This window comes from Bordetella parapertussis, from assembly GCF_020735925.1.
Lineage (GTDB): Bacteria > Pseudomonadota > Gammaproteobacteria > Burkholderiales > Burkholderiaceae_B > Bordetella > Bordetella pertussis.
The window spans coordinates 2,774,934-2,792,471 of sequence record NZ_CP085971.1 but is presented as its reverse complement, the minus strand read 5'-3'; the positions used below and the strand labels follow the sequence as shown (position 1 = coordinate 2,792,471).

Genomic DNA, 17,538 nt, shown 5'->3' with positions numbered 1-17,538 from the left:
GACGGGGGCATCGGGACTGGCGCGCGTCTTGGGGACGTTGCCGAAACCCACGCTGAATCATGAAACAGATACCACTGATTCTCGCGATGAGCCTTGCCTTCGCCGCCGCGGCGAAGGGCGAATCCGCGCCGGATATGCAGGCGGCGGTCAACTTCGACTCGGCCATGCTGTGGGGCGGCGCCAATGGCGCGGATCTGAGCCGATTCAACTACAGCAACGCGCTGCGGCCGGGCAACTACATCGTCGACATTTACGCCAACAACTATCCGCTGATCCGGCAGCAGGTTCGATTCGTCGCGGCGCAGACGTCCGGGCAGGGCTTGAAGACGGCGCCGGCGGTGGCGTGTTTCACCTATGGCCAGCTGGAAGCGATGCAGGTCCGGCTGCGCGCGCTCGATCCGGCCTTGGTCGCCGACCTCAAATCCAGCGGGCGCTGCGAGGTGCTGGGCAAGCTGTTCCCGGATAGCCGCGAGTCGTTCGATTTCGGCGAGAACCGCCTGGAAGTCAGCATTCCGCAGGCCTATACGATCAACCGCTTCCGGCGCGACATCTCGCCCGATGAGTGGGATAGCGGCATTACCGCGTTCCGCCTGGGATACCAGTACAACTATGCCGATTACATCGGCGGCTTGCGCGCGGGGCGGCGGCTGGACCTGAACCTCTACAGCGGGTTCAACTTCAAGGGCTGGTATCTGCGCAACAGCTCGACGCTGGGATGGGGCCAGGGCCGCTTCACGCGCCGCAGCCAGCGCACCAGCCTGCAGACGGATATCCCGTCCTGGCGGGCGCGCCTGGTGTTCGGCGACGTGTTCTCCAGCGGCGAGTACTTCGCGCCGTACTCGATGCGCGGCATGCTGGTCGGCAGCGATACCGCCATGCTGCCGTACTCGGAGCGGCTGTACCGGCCGACCATACGCGGCGTTGCGCGCACCCGGGCCAACGTCAAGGTGTATCAGGCCGGCGTGCTGGTTTTCCAGGACGCCGTGCCTCCCGGGCCGTTCGCGATCGACGATTACAGTCCGGCCTCGTATGGCGGCGACCTGCGGGTGGTGGTGACCGAGGCGAATGGCGCGGTCCAGACGTTCACCGTGCCGTACGCCAGCGCGGTGCGCCTGATCCTGCCGGGCCAGACGCAGTGGTCGTTCAGCGCCGGGCGCTATCGCAACTATCGCAACGATGGGCAGGACCGTCCCTGGGTGACCCAGCTGACGGGCCGCCATGGCGTGGCCGACGGCGTCAACCTGTACGGCGGCCTGCTGATCGCCCAGGCGTACCAGGCCGGCCTGGCCGGCCTGAGCTGGAACACGCCCTGGGGGGCAATGGCGGCGGACGCCACGTTGTCGCGCAGCCAGTTGTCCACCACGGGCAATGCCAACGGGTCGAGCCTGAGGTTCTCCTACAGCAAGACCTTGTCCGGCACCAACACGGCGATCCGGCTGGCCACGTTGCGCTACTCGTCGAGCGGGTTCTGGAATTTCGCCGATGCGGTCAATGCCGGTCCGGCCGAGACGAACGGGCGCAACGGGCGGTTCGGACTTTATTCGCTGCTGGGCCGCGAGCGGCCGCGCGGCGATTTCAGCGTCACGCTGAGCCAACCGCTGGGTGGATACGGCAGCCTGTACGTGTCGGCGCTGCGGCGGACCTACTGGGGTTCGTCGCGGGTCGACCAGCAGACCCAGCTGGGCTATTCGACCCAGGTCGGCCGCGTAGGCGTGAACCTGGATGTCTCGCGTACGGAGAACCGTCGCAGCACCGAGCATCAGGTCATGCTGAATCTTTCCATTCCGCTTTATGGCGCGACCTCCAGCGGCGTGGTGACGGGATCGCTGGCGCGTACCGGTTCGGCGCCCGTACAGCAAAGCGTCAACTACAGCGGCATGTCGGGCGAGCGCGACCAGTACACCTATGGCCTGGGCGTGCAGCGCGCCGGCACGAGCGCGCAGTACGCGTTGAACGGCTCCTGGTCAGGCACGTACGGGGAGGTAAGCGGACAACTCACCCATGGGCGCAGCTACAGCCAGTACCAGATCAATGGCAGCGGCGGCTTGGTGGCGCACGCGGGCGGCGTGACCTTCGGCCAGTACCAGGCGGGCACCATCGGCCTGATCCAGGCCGAGGCGGCGGCAGGCGCAAAGGTCGTCAATACGCGCAACGCCGCCGTGGACCGCAGCGGCTATGGGCTGGTGTCGCTGACGCCGTATTCCCTCAACGAGGTCGAACTGTCTCCGCAGGACCTGCCCCTGGACGTCCAGCTGGAGTCCACGGTGGAGCAAGTCATCCCGCGGGCGGGCGCCGTCGTGGCGTTGCGCTTTCCGACGCGTCACGACGTCGCCGCCATGCTGGTTGCCGAACCCGGCAGCGAAGGCGCGCTGGCATTCGGCACCGAAGTGCGCGACGGCGCCGGCAAGGTGGTGGGCGTGGCCGGCCAGGGCGCAAGCGCGCTCGTCAGAGGCGTGTCGGCATCGGGCACGCTGGAGGTGACGCGCGCAGACGGGTCGATATGTCGCGCCACGTACGACTTGAAATCGGCCGGGCAGGCCGTGCACGGCCTGCCGCGCATTGCGCTGGCGTGCGCGCCGCAAGGCGGCGGCGAACGTGGTGCGCGGGCGGCGGTCCAGGCCGTGGCGCAGCCGGCACCTATCTCCATTTCGGGCAAAGATCATGGGCCAGATATTCGCTGACCGCCGGGCCGCCGTGCCCGCGCGCGTAATTTCCTTCTGCGGGGCCGCGCTTGCCGTCTGGGCAGGCCTGGCCGTGCAGCCCGCCATGGCCGTCGATCCGCCGGTGGACTGCGGCCGGGCGATAGGCTTGCATTTCTGGTCGAGCACCTCGCTCATCTCCGACCAGACACCCGATGGGACGCTGATCGGCAAGCCCGTGGTCGGGCGGTCTCTGCTGTCCAGGAGCTGCGAGGTGCCGGACGACATCAAGGACGAACTCAGCGACAAGCATGACGGCGAACCGGTCGACATCGTGCTGGAACTGGGCAGTAGCTACAAGATACGGCCGCAGTCCTATGGCCATCCGGGCATCGTGGTCGACTTGCCGTCCGGCTCCACGGAGGAGACCGGCATCGCCATCTATATCGATTTCGGCAGTTCGCCGATGCAGAAGGTCGGCGAACGGCAGTGGCTGTATCCCCAGAAAGGCGAAGTGCTTTTCGACGCGCTCGCCATCAACGGCGACAACGCGGAGGTTCGCTATCAGGCGATCAAGGTGGGGCCACTCAAGCGGCCGCGCAAGCTGGTGCTGTCGCAGTTTCCGAATCTGTTCACCTACAAGTGGGTATTCATGCGCGGGACCAGCCAGGAGCGCGTGCTGGCGACGGGGACCATAAGCACCGACGTCGCCACCAGCACCATCGACCTGAAAACCTGCCGCTATACCTCGCAGACGGTCAGCCTGCCCACCATCCAGCGTTCCGCGCTGACCGGCGTCGGTACGACCCTGGGCACGACCGATTTCCAAATGCCGTTCTGGTGCTATGGCCGGCCAAGGGTATCGGTGTACATGAGCGCGGCGAATACGCAGACCGGCGTCGACGGCGTGGCGTTGCCGGCGACCGGCCAGGCGGCCGGCATGGCCAGCGGCGTAGGCGTCCAGTTGATCAATGGCAAGACGCAGCAGCCGGTCAAGCTGGGCCTGCAGGGCAAGATCGCCTTGCCCGAGGCGCAGCAGACTGAGTCGGCGACGTTCTCGCTGCCCATGAAGGCGCAGTACTACCAGACCTCCACTTCAACCTCGGCGGGCAAGCTGTCCGTCACCTACGCCGTGACCTTGAACTATGACTGACGCAACGAACCGTTACCGGCCGGGCCTGGTTGTTCGGGCGCTGGTCCGGGCAGGCCTGCTGTTCGCCGTGGCCGCCTGTGCGCAGGCGCAGCTGCTGCCCGGCGCGCGCGACCTCAACCGTATCGACGATCGCCAGCGCAAGGAGCAGCTGCAGCGCGATATCGAGCGCGCCTTGACGCGGCCTCCGGTGGAATTGAATCCACAGTCCGAGGCCGCTTCGCCGGCGCGCAAGCCGGACGCCACGTCCGGCCACACCGTGACGGTACAGGCCGTGGACCTGGACTTCGGCGTCGAGGGCCGGCTGTTCGACCCCGCGCCGTTGGTTCAGGACTACCTGAACCGCCCGCTGGACAACGAGCAGCTGTTCCTGCTGGTCAAGGCATTGAGCGCGGCCCTGTACGACCGCGGCTACGCGACCAGCATCGTGACTTTCGTGCCGCCGGGCGTGGTGGACGGCGTGCTCAAGCTGAAGGTGGAATGGGGCCGCATCAAGGGATGGCTGATCGACGGCAAGCCGCTGGAGGGGACACGCGACCGCATGATGGTGTTCTCGGCCATGCCAGGCTGGCAGGACAAGGTGCTGAACGTATTCGATATCGACCAGGCGATCTATAACATCAACAATGGCGGCAAGACCGGCAACATCACCATCGTTCCCGCGGACGAATACGGCTATTCCTATCTCGATCTGCAATTGCAGCGGCGCGCGCTGCCCCGCGTCTCGCTGGGCATGGATAACTCCGGCCCCGGCACGCCCGAGAACGGCCGCTACAAGTACAACGCCTCGGTGACGGCCAACGACCTGCTGGGCCTCAACGACACGCTGGGCCTGTATATCGGCAACCGCTACTATCGCGACGCCGGCCATGACGCCGAGCGCAATTACGATTTGATGTACAGCGTGCCGCTGGGGCGTACTCGCCTGGATCTTCAGACCGGCTACAGTACCTATCGCAACCTGCTCAAGACCCGCTACGGGCAATACCAGTCCGCCGGAAATTCGCGCAGTTTCGGACTGAAGGCCACCCGCCTGCTTTACCGCGATACGCGGTCGCAGTTCAGCGTGTATGGCGGTCTCAAGCTGCGCCAGAACAAGAACTATCTGGCCGGCACGCGCCTGGACGTCAGCAGCAAGCACTACAGCGACGTCACGGTGGGGATGCAATACTCCACCCAGCGAGGCGCCAACGCCTATTTCGGCGACCTGTCGTTCACGCGCGGGGTGGGCATCAACAACGGCAAGTATGCCGCCTACGACGAGCGCGGCCCGCAGGGCAATGTGTCGCGGCTCAACGGCAGCCTGGCCTGGACGCGCTACATGGCGCTGGCCGATCAGCCGTTGCAGTGGACGTCGCAGCTGGGTTTCCAGTACTCGCGCCAGCAGCTGCTCAACAGCTACCAGATCACCGTGGGAGACGAGTACACGGTGCGCGGCTACAACCTCAGGACGTCGCAAAGCGGTGACAGCGGCGTGTACCTGAGCAATACGCTGACGGTGCCGGTGCAGTTCAGCCTGTTCGGCAAGCAGGCGTCGATGGCGCCGTTCGCGGGCGTGGATGTGGGGGCGCTCAAGAGCAATCACCCCGACGCGCGCACGATACGCATGGCGGGCCTGGCGGCCGGCGTGCGGTTCGACCTGCCGTATGCGCGGTTGTCGTTCACGTATTCGAAGCCCGTGGGCGCGCAGCCCGGCGGCGCGCCGCGCGCGCCGGTCTGGTACATCAACGCCGGCCTCAGTTTCTGAGCCCGGCGAGAACACGGCCGCGACGCTACAGCGTCATGTGTTGCGGCAGCCAGGTGGCGATGCCGGGCAGGTAGTACAGCAGCAGCACGGCCACGATCATCAGGAAGAACATCGGCAGCGAGGCGCGGGCGATGTAGGGCAGCTCGCGTCCGCTCATGCCGGCAAGCACGAACAGGTTGAAGCCGACAGGCGGGGTGATCTGCGCCATCTCGACCACGAACACGATGAAGATGCCGAACCAGATCAGGTCGATGCCGGCGGCCTGCACGGTGGGCAGCAGCACGCCCATGGTCAGGACGACGATGGAGATGCCGTCCAGGAAGCAGCCCAGCACGACGAAGAACACCATCAAGGCCATGATCAGGCCGAACTGGGACAGGCCCAGCCCGCCGATCCACTCGGCCAGCGCGCGGGGCAGGCCGATGTAGCCCATGGCCAGGGTGAGGAACTGGGCGCCGGCCAGGATGAGGGCGATCATGCAGTACAGGCGCGTGGCGCCCAGCAGCGAGGTCATGAAGCTGGTGCGTGTGAGCGAGCCCTGCAGGGCCGACAGGATCAGCGCGCCGACCACGCCCACGGCCGCCGCCTCGGTGGCGGTGGCGATGCCGGTGTAGATGGAGCCGAGCACCGCGCCGATGAGCAGCAGCACCGGGATCAGGTGGCGGGACTGCTTCAGCTTCTGCATGAACGAGATGCCCGGATCGGCGGCAGGCACGGCGCCGGGGTGCCGGATGGCCCACCAGGCGATATAGCCCATGAACAGCAGCGCCAGCAGGAGACCGGGGAAAATGCCGGCGATGAACAGCTTGGCGATGGAGACGTCGGCCGCCACGCCGTAGACGATCATGATGATGGACGGAGGAATCAGCAGGCCCAGGGTGCCGGCGCCGGACAGCGTGCCGAGGATCTTGTCCTCCGGATAGCCGCGCCGCGTCAGTTCGGGGATGGTCATCTTGCCCACCGTGGTGCAGGTGGCGGCCGACGAGCCGGAAACCGCGGCGAAGATGGCGCAGCCGATGACGTTGGTGTGCAGCAGCCGGCCGGGCAGCCGGTTCAGCCACGGCGCGAGGCCCTTGAACAGGTCCTCGGACAGCCGGGTGCGGAACAGGATCTCGCCCATCCACAGGAAGAGCGGCAGGGCGGTCAGCGTCCAGCTCGACGAGGCGCCCCAGATCGTGACGGCCATGGCGTCGCCGGCCGGCTGGAGAGGACTTCCATGCCGATCCAGGCCGTGCCGGCCAGGGTGAGGCCAATCCAGACTCCGCAACCCAGCAGCGCGAAGATCGAGACGACCAGCAGGGTGACGATCAGGATTTCATTCATGGATTTGCTGCGATTTTGCGAAGCCCTGCCCACGGACGCGCCGCACGAGTTCATCGAGCAGGGCGATGAAGAACAGGATGGTGCCGGCGGCCATGGTCAGCTGGGGAATCCATAGCGGCGTGGCGTCGTTGGCGGTGGAGATGTCGTTGAACAGCCAGGAATCGTGGGCCAGCTTTACGCTGAACCAGGCGAAGGCCGCAGCCAGGATGGCACCGACGCAAAGCGCGAAGATGTCGAGCCGGCGATGGCCGGGCGCCGAGAGCGCGTTGAGCAGCAGGGTGACGCGGATGTGTTCGCCATGCTTGAAGGTGCTGGCCAGGGCCAGGAAGCCGGCGGCTGCCATGAAATACCCGGCATAAGCGTCGGTGCCGGGTATGTTCAGGCCCACTTGGCGGGCGATGATGGCCGCCAGCACGGAAACCAGCACGCCGATGGTGCACAGGCCGGCCAGCAGGCCGGCCGCGCCGTACAAGCGATCCAGGAAACGGCGCATCGTGCTTTATTGCTTCCGATAGGCGTCGATCATGGCCTGTCCGTCGGCGCCGGCTTTCTTGAGCCAGTCGTCGAGCATGCGCTTGCCGACCTCGGTCAGGCCGCTCTTGAGTTCGGCGGTGGGCGCGATGATGGCCATGCCGTTCTTGGCCAGTTGCTCCTTGTACCAGCTGTTCTTCTCCTGCGACAGTTTCCAGCCGCGCTCTTCGGCCTGCGCGCCGGCCTTCTTGAGGGCTTGCTGGGTGGCGGGGTCGAGCGCGTCGAAGGCCTTCTTGTTGACCAGCACCGCGTTCTTGGGCAGCCAGGTCTCGGTGTCGTAGAACTTCTTGATGTACTCGTAGGTCTTGGTGTCGAAACCGGTCGAGCCGGACGACATGTACGAGTCGATCACGCCGGTGGCCATCGCCTGCGCCAATTCGGCCTGCTGCACCGTTACCGGTTGCGCGCCGACCAGTTCGGCGATCTTGGCCGTCACCGGGCTGTAGGCGCGCCACTTGAGGCCCTTCATGTCGGACACTTGCTTGATGTCGCGGTTGGCGAAAATGCCCTGGGGCGGCCAGGCGACCGAGTAGAGCAGCATCATGCCCTGCGAGGCCAGTTTCTTCTCGAGGAAGGGCTTCTGGGCCTGGTACAGCTTGAACGAGGCATCGTAGCCGGTGGCCAGGAACGGCAGGCCATCCAGTTCGTAGACCGGGTCTTCGTTGGCGAAGTTGGTGAGAAGGATTTCGCCGATCTGGGCCTGGTTGCCCTGGACCGCGCGCTTGATTTCGGGCGCCTTGTAGAGCGACGCATTGTTGTGCAGCGTGATTTTCAGCTTGCCGCCCGACAGGCTGTCGACGTCCTTGACGAACTGGGTCAGGTTCTCGACATGCAGGTTGCTGGCGGGATAGGCGGTCGGCAGATCCCATTTGGTCTGGGCTTGCGCGCCCGCGCCGAAGGCGAGAACAATGGTGCCGGCCAGCAAGGAGAGCTTCTTGTACATGGAGACGTCCTTCGTAATGGAATTTTCGAATTGCGGCATACCGCGGAGCACACCGCAAGGCATGGGCAACCACGGGCGGGCGATGGCAGCCGCGCCCTTGAAACGCTGCAATTCTAAGTCCCCGTGCGCGCCGCTACACGGTCCCGCGCGGGCTTTAGGGGTAATTCCTAGGTAAGTCGGCCCATCGGCAGAATTGTTTTAGGCTTGAATCGTCCTGGCGGCCCGGCGGCGCCTTGCCCTGGGGCAGGCGCCGCCGTTCGCGGCTACCGCATCGCCAGCGGCAGCGCGGTCACGATCGCCGGAAATATCGTGATGATCGCCGTGGCCAGCACCAGCAGCAGGAAGAACGGAAAGGCCATGCGCACCAGCTCGAACAGGTTGCGTCCGGTAATGCCCTGGATCACGAACAGGTTGAAGCCCACCGGCGGGGTGATCTGCGCCATCTCGACCACCAGGATCAGGTAGATGCCGAACCAGATCGAGTCGATGTCCGCCGCCTGGATGGCCGGCATGAGCACGGCGGTGGTCAGCACGACGATGGATATGCCATCGAGGAAGGCGCCCATCAGGATGAAGAAGACGGTCAGCACCGCGATCAGTCCATACTGGCTCAGGCCCAGCGACGAGATCCACTCGGCCAGGTTGGCCGGCAGGCCGGTGAAGCTCATCGCGCTGGTGAGATAGGCCGCGCCCAGCAGGATGAACGAGATCATGCACGAAGTGCGGGTCGCGCCCATCAGGCTGTCGATGAACGATCTGCGGTTGAGCGACTTGCCCCAGGCGGCGATCGCCAGGGCGCCGATGACGCCGATCGTGGCCGCCTCGGTGGCGGTCGCGATGCTGGCGTAGATCGAACCGATGACCCCGGCGATCAACGCCACCACCGGCAGCAGCAGGCGCAGGCGGGCCAGCATGGTGAGCCAGGGCACCGCGGGCTCGCGCGGCGGGACCCGCGCGGGATTGCGCAGCGACCATACGCCGATGTAGCCGGAGAACAGCGCCATCAGCAGCAGGCCGGGCAGGATGCCGGCGATGAACAGCTTGATGAGCGAGACCTGGGCCGCCACGCCGTAGACGATCATGACGATGGACGGGGGGATCAGCAGGCCCAGCGTGCCGGCGCCGGCCAGCGATCCGATGGCCAGGCCGTCGTCATAGCCGCGAGCCTTGAGCTCCGGCAGCGAGATGCGGCCGATGGTCGCGGCGGTGGCGGCGGACGAGCCGCTGACCGCGGCGAAAATCCCGCAGCCCAGCACGTTGACATGCACCAGGCGGCCCGGCAGGCGACGCCCCCAGGGGCCCAGTCCGCTGAACATGTCCTCGGCCAGGCGGGTGCGGTAGAGGATTTCGCCCATCCAGATGAACAGCGGCAGCGCGGTCAGGGCCCAGTTGGCCGAGGCGTCCCAGCTCTTGGTGGCGAAGATGATGCCGGCTGGTGCGTCGGTGAACAGCAGCAAGGCCACCAGGCCGCTGGCCACCAGCGCCAGCGATACCCATACGCCGGCGGCCAGCAACAGCAGGAGGCTGGCGATGAGCACCAGGCTTTGCGCGAGCTCACCCATGAGCGGTCTCCTCGGGTTGCCGGCCGCGCGCCACCATGGCCAGGCGCCGCGCCAGCATCAGTGTCAGCAGGGCCAGGCCGATGGGCATGCAGATCTGCGGAATCCACAGCGGCACGCGCAGCATGCCCTGGGCCACCTCGTCGTAGGCGAACGATTCGTGGACGAAGCCGGCCGCCTGCCACGCGGCCCAGGCCGACAGCGCCAGGCCCAGGGCCGTGGCCGCCAGTTCGTAGGGACGGTGAGCGGTCTTGGGCAGGAACTGCAGCAACAGGGTCACGCGGATATGGTCGCCGCGCAGCATGGCGTAGGGCAGGGCCAGGAACACCGAGGCCGCCATCGACCAGGCGGCGAAGTCGTCGGCCGCGGGGATCTGCATGCCGAGCAGGCGGCTGGCGATCTGCGCGGCGACGATGGCGCCGATCAGCGCCAGGAACAGCGCGGCCACGGCGCCGCTGGCGACGGCGATGCGATCGAATATGGGCATGGCGTCGTCCGGCTCACTTGCGGTAGGCATCGAGCAGCTGCTGGCCGTCGGCGCCGGCTTTCTTGCTCCAGTCCGAGACCATGGTGGCGCCGATGGCCTGCAACTCCTTGGCCAGCTGCGCAGGCAACGGCTCGACGCTCATGCCGTTGCGCGCCAGGGTGTCGGTGAGTTCGCGAGTCTTGGCGCGCGCGGTCTGCCAGCCCCGGATTTCGGCCTTGGCGCCGGCATCCAGCACCGCCTGCCGCACTTCGGCGGGCAGGCGCTGGAAGGCCCGTTTGTTGGCGATGACGAAGCTCTGGGGGATGAACGCCTGGGCATCGTAGTAGTACTTGACGTAGTCCCAGGCCTGGCCGTCCACGCCGGTGGCGGGCGAGGTGAGCATGGCGTCGATCACGCCGGTCGAAAAGGCCTGCGGGACCTCGGGCGTCTGCACGGTGGTGGGCACCGCGCCCATCAGGGCGGCCATGTGGCTGGTCGATGCGCTGTAGGCGCGGAAACGCGTGCCCTTCAGGTCGGCCAGCGCGGCGACCGGCTTCTTGGTGTAGATGCCCTGCGGGGGCCAGGGCGACCCGTACACCAGCACGATGCCTTGCTTGTCCAGGCGCTGGGTCAGCAGGGGGCGCGTGGCTTTCCACAGTTTTTCCGACTCGTCGAACGAGGAGGCCAGGAACGGGACGCTGTCGATTTCGAACAAGGGGTCTTCGTTGCCCAGCGCCGAGACCAGCACCTCGCCGATCTGCACCACGCCCTGCTGCACGCCGCGCTTGACTTCGGGACGCTTGAGCAGGGTGCTGTTGGACTGCACCTTGATCTCCAGCGCGCCGGCGGTGGCGGCCTTGACCTCGTCGGCGAACTGGCGTGCGTTCTGGGGCAGGTAGTTGGCGTCGGGCTGCTCCGCCGTCATGGTCCAGCTGGTGGCGGCCTGCGCGCCGGCCGAGAAGGCGAGGGCGGCGGCAAGTACGGCGAAGGTCGTTTTCATGTCGGTCTCCTGGGGCAGGTTCAAGGGGCGGCGCGCAGATCGTCGGCGCGCAGGTCCCACAGCAAGTGGAAGGTCTGGATGCCGTCGGTGGGCAGTTCCAGCTGTTCGGCCAGCGAGCGGGCGGCGGCGGCGGCGGCCGGCTCGGTGGTCGCGTCGATGATCAGGACGGGGTCGAGCACGCGTGCGGCGGGGTCTTCGGAAGGCAGCGGGGTGGACAGCTGCGGATCGGGGGTCAGCACGCGCAGCGCCAGGACGCCTTCGATCTCCTGTGCGCTGGCGGCCAGCGCGGCGGCGCGGGCGGCGAGTTCGACGCTGCCCAGGCGCAGCAGGCCCAGCGCCGCGCCGGTGCCGACGCCTGCCAGCGGCGAAACCACCATGACGCGCCGATTGGTGTCGCGCATGCGCGCGAAATTGGCCAGCGGCCACGGCGTCTGGCGTTCGAACGCCTGCCGGTACGCGGCGCTGCCGAATACATGCAGGTCCTCGGTGCGGTACAACGCCAGGTAGCGCCGCCGGCCGTGCTGCGAGCGATAGCGGCGGGCCCAGCGAAAGCCCGCGATGCCGGCGCGCTCGGCCATGTGTTCGCGGTCGTACCACTGGTTGAAGTCTTCTTCGTGCGCGGGGTCGATGTCCGTCCAGATGAACAGTTCGCCCATGGCGTCGCGTTCGTGCCGGATTGGTGCTGCCACGTGTTTCTCCATCGCGCGGCCTGGATGGGCCGTCATGGAGGCTGATTCTCGGCACCGGCGCCGGCAGCGGCAAACGGTTTATTCCGGTGCGGCGGGTTAAGAAAAAGTTATCGCGCGCGCGGCCCGCGCGGCGCCGCCGCCGGCGTGGCGGCAAGCCTGGGCGCGCTGGGGAAAACCCCGAAGGCGGCGCGCTCCGGCGTCACAGCGCCAGCACGCCGCTGTCGAGCGGCGGCAGCGCGTCGTCGTTGTGCTGCGCGTACAGGCGCATCTCGTCCAGGGCCAGCCGTACCACCGCCTCGGCCAGGCCGGCCACGCGGTCCGGCCGCCAGCTGGCCACCAGCCGCAGATGCGGCAGGTCGGGCGTGCAGCACACTTGCCGGTAGCGTCCGGCCGCCAGGCCGGGACGCACCGCCGCCAGCGGCAGCGTGGCCGCGCCCAGGCCTGCCTCGATGAATTGCGTGCACGCGGCGATGGACGAAACGAAATGGATGCGCCCGGCCTGCACGCCCGCCGCGTCCAGCACGTCGAGCAGCTGCAGGTGCGGCTGGGAATGGCGCGGAAAGGTGACCAGGGGATGGGTGGCCAGTTCGGCGACGCTGGCCTGCGCGGGAATTCCCGCCGCGGGGCTGCAGATCCAGCCCATTTTCAGCATGCCCATGTCGCGGTTGCGCACATCGTCGCCCACGATGGGGTCGGTCTGCAGGGCGACGTCGATGCTGCCGTGCTTGAGCAGGTCCTGCAGCCGCCGGGTCGATTCGGCGGTCAGCTCGATCTCCAGCTCCGGGTGCGTTTGCGACAGGCGGCGGATGAATGGCGTGAACCAGGTATGGACGATGGATTCGACCACGCCCAGGCGCACGCGGCCGCGCAAGGTTCCGCTGCCGCGCAGGGCCTGGCGCATGGCGTGGTCGGTATCGAGCATGCGCTGGGCGTAGTCGAGCAGCGTGCGCCCGGCCGGCGTCAGCCGCGTGTCGCGGCTGCCCCGCTCGAACAGCAGTTCGCCCAGGTCGTTCTCGAGCGCGGCAATGCGCCCCGAGATGGCGGCCTGGGTCAGGTGCAGTTTGCCCGCGGCGGCCTTGAAGCTGCGCAGCTGGGCGACCCAGATAAAGGTTTCGAGAAAGCGGATATTCATGGCGTTCCCCGTGCGCGAGTCGCGGCGGCCGGGTTGCGCGGGTAATCCCCAGTGCGCCGGCCGGGCGTTGCTGTGTGTTTTTTTTTGATGAAATATAGATAAATTATTAGTATTTCGTCTACAAGAACTTTCGGCCACCCGTCATGAGCAGCACGCCCCTGATCGCTTCTTCCGCCCATCTGGCCAGCGGCCGCGCGCCCGATCTGTCCGAGGTCGAGTTCGGCCTGATGATCGCCAGCCATGCCTTCAACCGCTGGACGGTGCGCTGCATGGCGGCGGCCGGCCTGCCGGACCTGACCGCCAACGACGTCATGGTGATGCACCACGTGTACCACCGCCAGCGTCCCAAGAAACTGGCCGACATCTGCTTCACGCTGAACGTCGAGGATACGCACATCGTCAGCTATTCGCTCAAGAAGCTGGAGCGCCACGACGTGGTGCGCGGCGATCGCAGCGGCAAGGAGGTGTTCTACAGCGTTACGCCGAAAGGAGCCGAAATCATCAAGCGCTATGCCGAGGTGCGCGAGCAATGCCTGCTCGATGGGCTGGAGGCGGGCGCAGCCGGCGGGCTGGAGTTCACGCGCCAGCTGGCGCATACCCTGCGCTCGCTGTCGGGGCTGTACGACCAGGCCGCGCGGGCGGCCACCTCGCTGTAAATCCATCATGCATCGGCGCGCGCCCGCCGGGCGGGGCGCGGCCTTTCCCCCTGTTACGCCTGCTAATCCGAGGACGCTATGAAGTGGCAATTCTGGGTTGACCGTGGAGGCACGTTCACCGATATCGTGGCGCGCCGGCCAGACGGCGCCACCGTGACCGCCAAGATGCTGTCGGAGAATCCCGAGCAGTACCGCGACGCGGCGGTGGCCGGCATCCGCAAGCTGCTGGGCATCGCGCCGGGCCAGCCGGTGCCGGCCGACCAGGTCGAGTGCGTCAAGATGGGCACCACGGTGGCGACCAATGCCTTGCTCGAACGCAAGGGCGAGCGCACCCTGCTGGTGACCACGCGGGGATTCCGCGACGCGCTGCGCATTGCCTACCAGAGCCGGCCGCGCCTGTTCGACCGCAACGTGCAGCTGTCCGAGATGCTGTACGAGGCGGTGGTCGAGGCCGACGAACGGCTCGATGCCGACGGCACGGTGGTGCGCGCGCTGGCGGAGGACGGCCTGCGCGCCGACCTGCGGCGCGTGTTCGACGATGGCATCCGCGCCGTCGCCATCGTGTTCATGCACGCCTGGAAGGAGGGCGTGCATGAGCGGCGCGCCGCCGCCATCGCGCGCGAGATCGGCTTTACGCAGGTGTCGACCTCGCACGAGGCCAGTCCGCTGATCAAGTTTGTCTCGCGCGGCGACACCACGGTGGTCGATGCCTATCTGTCGCCCATTCTCATGCGCTATGTCGAGCAGGTGGGCAGCGAGTTGCCTGGCGTGCGCCTGATGTTCATGCAATCCAGCGGCGGCCTGACCGACGCGCACCGTTTCCGCGGCAAGGACGCCATCCTGTCCGGCCCGGCCGGCGGTATCGTCGGCATGGTCCGCACCAGCGAGCTGGCGGGCTTTGACCGCGTGATCGGCTTCGACATGGGCGGCACGTCCACCGACGTGTCGCACTACGCCGGCGAGTTCGAGCGCGAGTTCGAGACGCTGGTGGCCGGCGTGCGCATGCGCGCGCCGATGATGAGCATCCATACCGTGGCGGCCGGCGGGGGATCCATCCTGCATTTCGATGGCGCCCGGCTGCGCGTCGGCCCCGATTCGGCCGGCGCCAATCCGGGGCCCGCGTGCTACCGGCGCGGCGGCCCGTTGGCGGTGACCGACTGCAACGTTCTGCTGGGCAAGATCCAGCCCGACTTCTTCCCCAGCGTGTTCGGCCCCGATGCCGACCAGCCGCTGGATGTGGCGGCGGTGCGCGCGCGCTTCGCGGCCATGGCCGAGGAGGTGCGGACGGCCACGGGGCGCGAGATGAGCGCCGAGCAGCTGGCCGAAGGTTTCCTGGAGATCGCCGTGGGCAACATGGCCGAGGCGATCAAGCGCATCTCGGTGCAGCGCGGCCACGACGTGACCGAGTATGCGTTGACCACTTTCGGCGGCGCTGGCGGCCAGCATGCCTGCCTGGTGGCCGACGCGCTGGGCATGACGACGGTGTTCGCCCACCCGCTGGGCGGCGTGCTGTCAGCCTATGGCATGGGGCTGGCCGATCAGACGGAAATGCGCCAGAAGACGGTGGAGCAGGTGCTCGACGCCGCGCTGATGGCGCAACTGGAGGCCGGCCTGGACGAGCTCGCCGGACAGGCCAGCGCGGAGCTGCTGCGCCAGCACGTGCCGGCCGACAAGGTGGCGGTGCAGCGGCGCCTGCACCTGAAGTACCGCGGCACCGATACCGCGCTGGAGGTCGCGTTCGGCCCGCTGGAGCAGGTGCGCGCCGCGTTCGAGGCGGGCTACCGCCAGCGCTACTCGTTCCTGATGCCCGGCCGCGAACTGGTGGTCGAGACCATTTCGGTCGAGGCCACGGGCGGCGGCGAGGCCGCCACCGAGGCACCGGTGACGCGCACGCGTGCCGCGCCGCTGGCGGCGCGCCGCACGATACGCATGTTCAGCGCCGGACAATGGCGCGAGACGCCCCTGTACGTGCGCGAAGACCTGGCGCCCGGCGACATGATGGCCGGACCGGCCATCATCTCCGAGCCGAACCAGACGACGGTGATCGAGCCGGGCTGGCAAGCCGAGGTCACGCCGCGCGACCACCTGGTGCTTCGGCGCGTGCAGGCGCGCGCGCAGCGCCGCGCCATCGGCACGCAGGCCGACCCGGTCATGCTCGAGGTTTTCAACAATCTGTTCATGTCGATCGCCGAGCAGATGGGATACCGGCTGCAGAACACCGCCTACTCGGTCAACATCAAGGAACGCCTGGACTTCTCGTGCGCCATCTTCGACGCCGCGGGCAACCTGATCGCCAACGCGCCGCACATGCCGGTGCACCTGGGCTCGATGGGCGAATCGATCAAGACGGTGATGCGCGCCAATGCGTCGCGCATGCGGCCGGGCGACGCCTATGTGGTCAACGATCCGTACCACGGCGGCACGCACCTGCCCGATGTGACCGTCATCACGCCGGTGTTCGACCGCGCCGGCCGGGACATCCTGTTCTTTGTCGGCTCGCGCGGGCACCATGCCGACATAGGCGGAACGACGCCGGGCTCGATGCCGCCGGACTCCCGGACGGTGGAAGACGAAGGCGTGCTGTTCACCAATTTCCAGCTGGTGGGCAACGGCGAGTTCCGCGACCGCGAGGCGCGCGAGATCCTGGCCTCGGGGCGCTGGCCGGCGCGCAATCCGGACCAGAACATCGCCGACCTGCATGCGCAGATCGCCGCCAACGAGAAGGGCGTGCAGGAGCTGCTGCGCATGTGCGACCACTTCGGCCTGGACGTGGTGCGGGCCTACATGGGGCACGTGCAGGACAACGCCGAGGAGGCGGTGCGGCGCGTGATTTCGGTGCTGAAGGACGGGCGCTATACCTATCGGCTGGACAACGGCGCGGTCATCGAGGTGGCCGTGCGCGTCGACCGCCAGGCGCGCAGCGCGGTCGTCGATTTCACCGGCACCTCGGGCCAGCTGGAGAACAACTTCAATGCGCCGGGCGCGATCGCGGTGGCGGCGGTGCTGTACGTGTTCCGGACCCTGGTCGATGACGAGATCCCGCTGAACGCAGGCTGCCTCAAGCCGCTGGAGATCATCATCCCGGAGGGGTCGATGCTGCGCCCGAACCCGCCCGCGTCGGTGGTGGCGGGCAACGTCGAGACCTCGATGTGCATCGTCAATGCGCTGTATGGCGCGCTGGGCGTGCTGGCGGCCAGCCAGGGCACCATGAACAACTTCACGTTCGGCAATGCGCGCTACCAGTACTACGAGACCATCTCGGGCGGCACGGGCGCCGGGCCGCTACGCATCGACGCGGCGGGCCCCGCGGATGCCGGTTTTGCCGGCACGTCGGTGGTGCAGGCGCACATGACCAATTCGCGCCTGACCGATCCCGAAGTGCTGGAGCTGCGCTTTCCGGTGCGGCTGGAGTCGTACGAGATCCGCCATGGGTCGGGCGGAGCCGGCCGCTATCGCGGGGGCGACGGGGGCGTGCGCCGAGTGCGCTTCCTGGAGCCCATGACGGCCGCCATCCTGTCGAACAACCGCCGCCATGTGCCGTTCGGCCTGGCGGGCGGCGGGGCAGGGGCGATGGGACGCAACTACGTGGAGCGCGCCGACGGCCGCGTCGAGCCCCTGGGTCCGCAGGACAGCGCAGAACTGGCCGCCGGCGACGTGTTCGTCGTCGAGACGCCCGGCGGAGGAGACTACGGCCCGGCCTGAG

12 protein-coding genes and 1 pseudogene are annotated in these 17,538 nt (G+C 67.5%); 5 read left to right on the top strand and 8 right to left on the bottom strand.

Annotated elements, in window-relative coordinates; all coding sequences use genetic code 11:
• Window positions 1-59 precede the first annotated feature (59 nt).
• Genes LK409_RS13245 through fhaC form a run of 3 tightly spaced genes read left to right on the top strand, consistent with a single transcriptional unit; the run spans window position 60 to window position 5,536 of the window.
• Entirely contained in the window at window positions 60-2,681 is a 2,622-nt protein-coding gene (locus tag LK409_RS13245) for a fimbria/pilus outer membrane usher protein (protein ID WP_010928855.1), read from the top strand.
• Window positions 2,662-3,792 carry a fimbrial protein gene (locus tag LK409_RS13240; RefSeq protein ID WP_169507372.1) on the top strand — a complete coding sequence of 377 codons (1,131 nt, stop codon included), beginning with the start codon at window positions 2,662-2,664 and terminating at the stop codon, window positions 3,790-3,792. The genes LK409_RS13245 and LK409_RS13240 overlap by 20 nt, the downstream gene beginning before the upstream one ends.
• Window positions 3,785-5,536 carry a filamentous hemagglutinin transporter protein FhaC gene (fhaC, locus tag LK409_RS13235; protein WP_010928853.1) on the top strand — a complete coding sequence of 584 codons (1,752 nt, stop codon included), beginning with the start codon at window positions 3,785-3,787 and terminating at the stop codon, window positions 5,534-5,536. The genes LK409_RS13240 and fhaC overlap by 8 nt, the downstream gene beginning before the upstream one ends.
• 25 nt (window positions 5,537-5,561) lie before the next feature.
• Here the strand turns inward: fhaC and LK409_RS13230 are convergent.
• From LK409_RS13230 to LK409_RS13195, 8 genes and pseudogenes are all read right to left on the bottom strand, one after another.
• A pseudogene (locus tag LK409_RS13230) lies at window positions 5,562-6,859 on the bottom strand (TRAP transporter large permease).
• On the bottom strand, window positions 6,852-7,352 hold the full coding sequence (locus LK409_RS13225; protein WP_003811089.1) for a TRAP transporter small permease: 501 nt from the start codon (window positions 7,350-7,352) through the stop codon (window positions 6,852-6,854). The pseudogene LK409_RS13230 and the gene LK409_RS13225 overlap by 8 nt, the downstream one beginning before the upstream one ends.
• Before the next feature lie 6 nt (window positions 7,353-7,358).
• Window positions 7,359-8,333 carry a TRAP transporter substrate-binding protein gene (locus tag LK409_RS13220; RefSeq protein ID WP_041937435.1) on the bottom strand — a complete coding sequence of 325 codons (975 nt, stop codon included), beginning with the start codon at window positions 8,331-8,333 and terminating at the stop codon, window positions 7,359-7,361.
• A gap of 263 nt (window positions 8,334-8,596) precedes the next feature.
• Entirely contained in the window at window positions 8,597-9,895 is a 1,299-nt protein-coding gene (locus tag LK409_RS13215; RefSeq protein WP_010928850.1) for a TRAP transporter large permease, read from the bottom strand.
• Window positions 9,888-10,379 (bottom strand): TRAP transporter small permease, encoded by a 492-nt coding sequence (locus tag LK409_RS13210; protein WP_010928849.1) that lies wholly within the window; start codon window positions 10,377-10,379, stop codon window positions 9,888-9,890. The genes LK409_RS13215 and LK409_RS13210 overlap by 8 nt, the downstream gene beginning before the upstream one ends.
• A gap of 13 nt (window positions 10,380-10,392) precedes the next feature.
• Window positions 10,393-11,358, bottom strand: coding sequence for a TRAP transporter substrate-binding protein (locus LK409_RS13205; protein ID WP_010928848.1), 966 nt, complete (start codon window positions 11,356-11,358; stop codon window positions 10,393-10,395).
• A 20-nt stretch (window positions 11,359-11,378) separates the two neighbouring features.
• Window positions 11,379-12,083 carry a DUF4286 family protein gene (locus LK409_RS13200; RefSeq protein ID WP_010928847.1) on the bottom strand — a complete coding sequence of 235 codons (705 nt, stop codon included), beginning with the start codon at window positions 12,081-12,083 and terminating at the stop codon, window positions 11,379-11,381.
• 163 nt (window positions 12,084-12,246) lie between these two features.
• Window positions 12,247-13,179, bottom strand: a complete 933-nt coding sequence (locus tag LK409_RS13195; protein WP_003811101.1) for a LysR family transcriptional regulator — start codon at window positions 13,177-13,179, stop codon at window positions 12,247-12,249.
• A gap of 143 nt (window positions 13,180-13,322) precedes the next feature.
• On the opposite strand from LK409_RS13195, the gene LK409_RS13190 reads away from it, so the two are divergent.
• The gene (locus tag LK409_RS13190) at window positions 13,323-13,835 is read left to right on the top strand and encodes a winged helix DNA-binding protein (RefSeq protein ID WP_003816465.1); all 513 of its coding nucleotides are present in this window, start codon (window positions 13,323-13,325) and stop codon (window positions 13,833-13,835) included.
• A 78-nt stretch (window positions 13,836-13,913) separates the two neighbouring features.
• Window positions 13,914-17,537, top strand: coding sequence for a hydantoinase B/oxoprolinase family protein (locus tag LK409_RS13185; protein WP_102967416.1), 3,624 nt, complete (start codon window positions 13,914-13,916; stop codon window positions 17,535-17,537).
• Window position 17,538 lies beyond the last annotated feature (1 nt).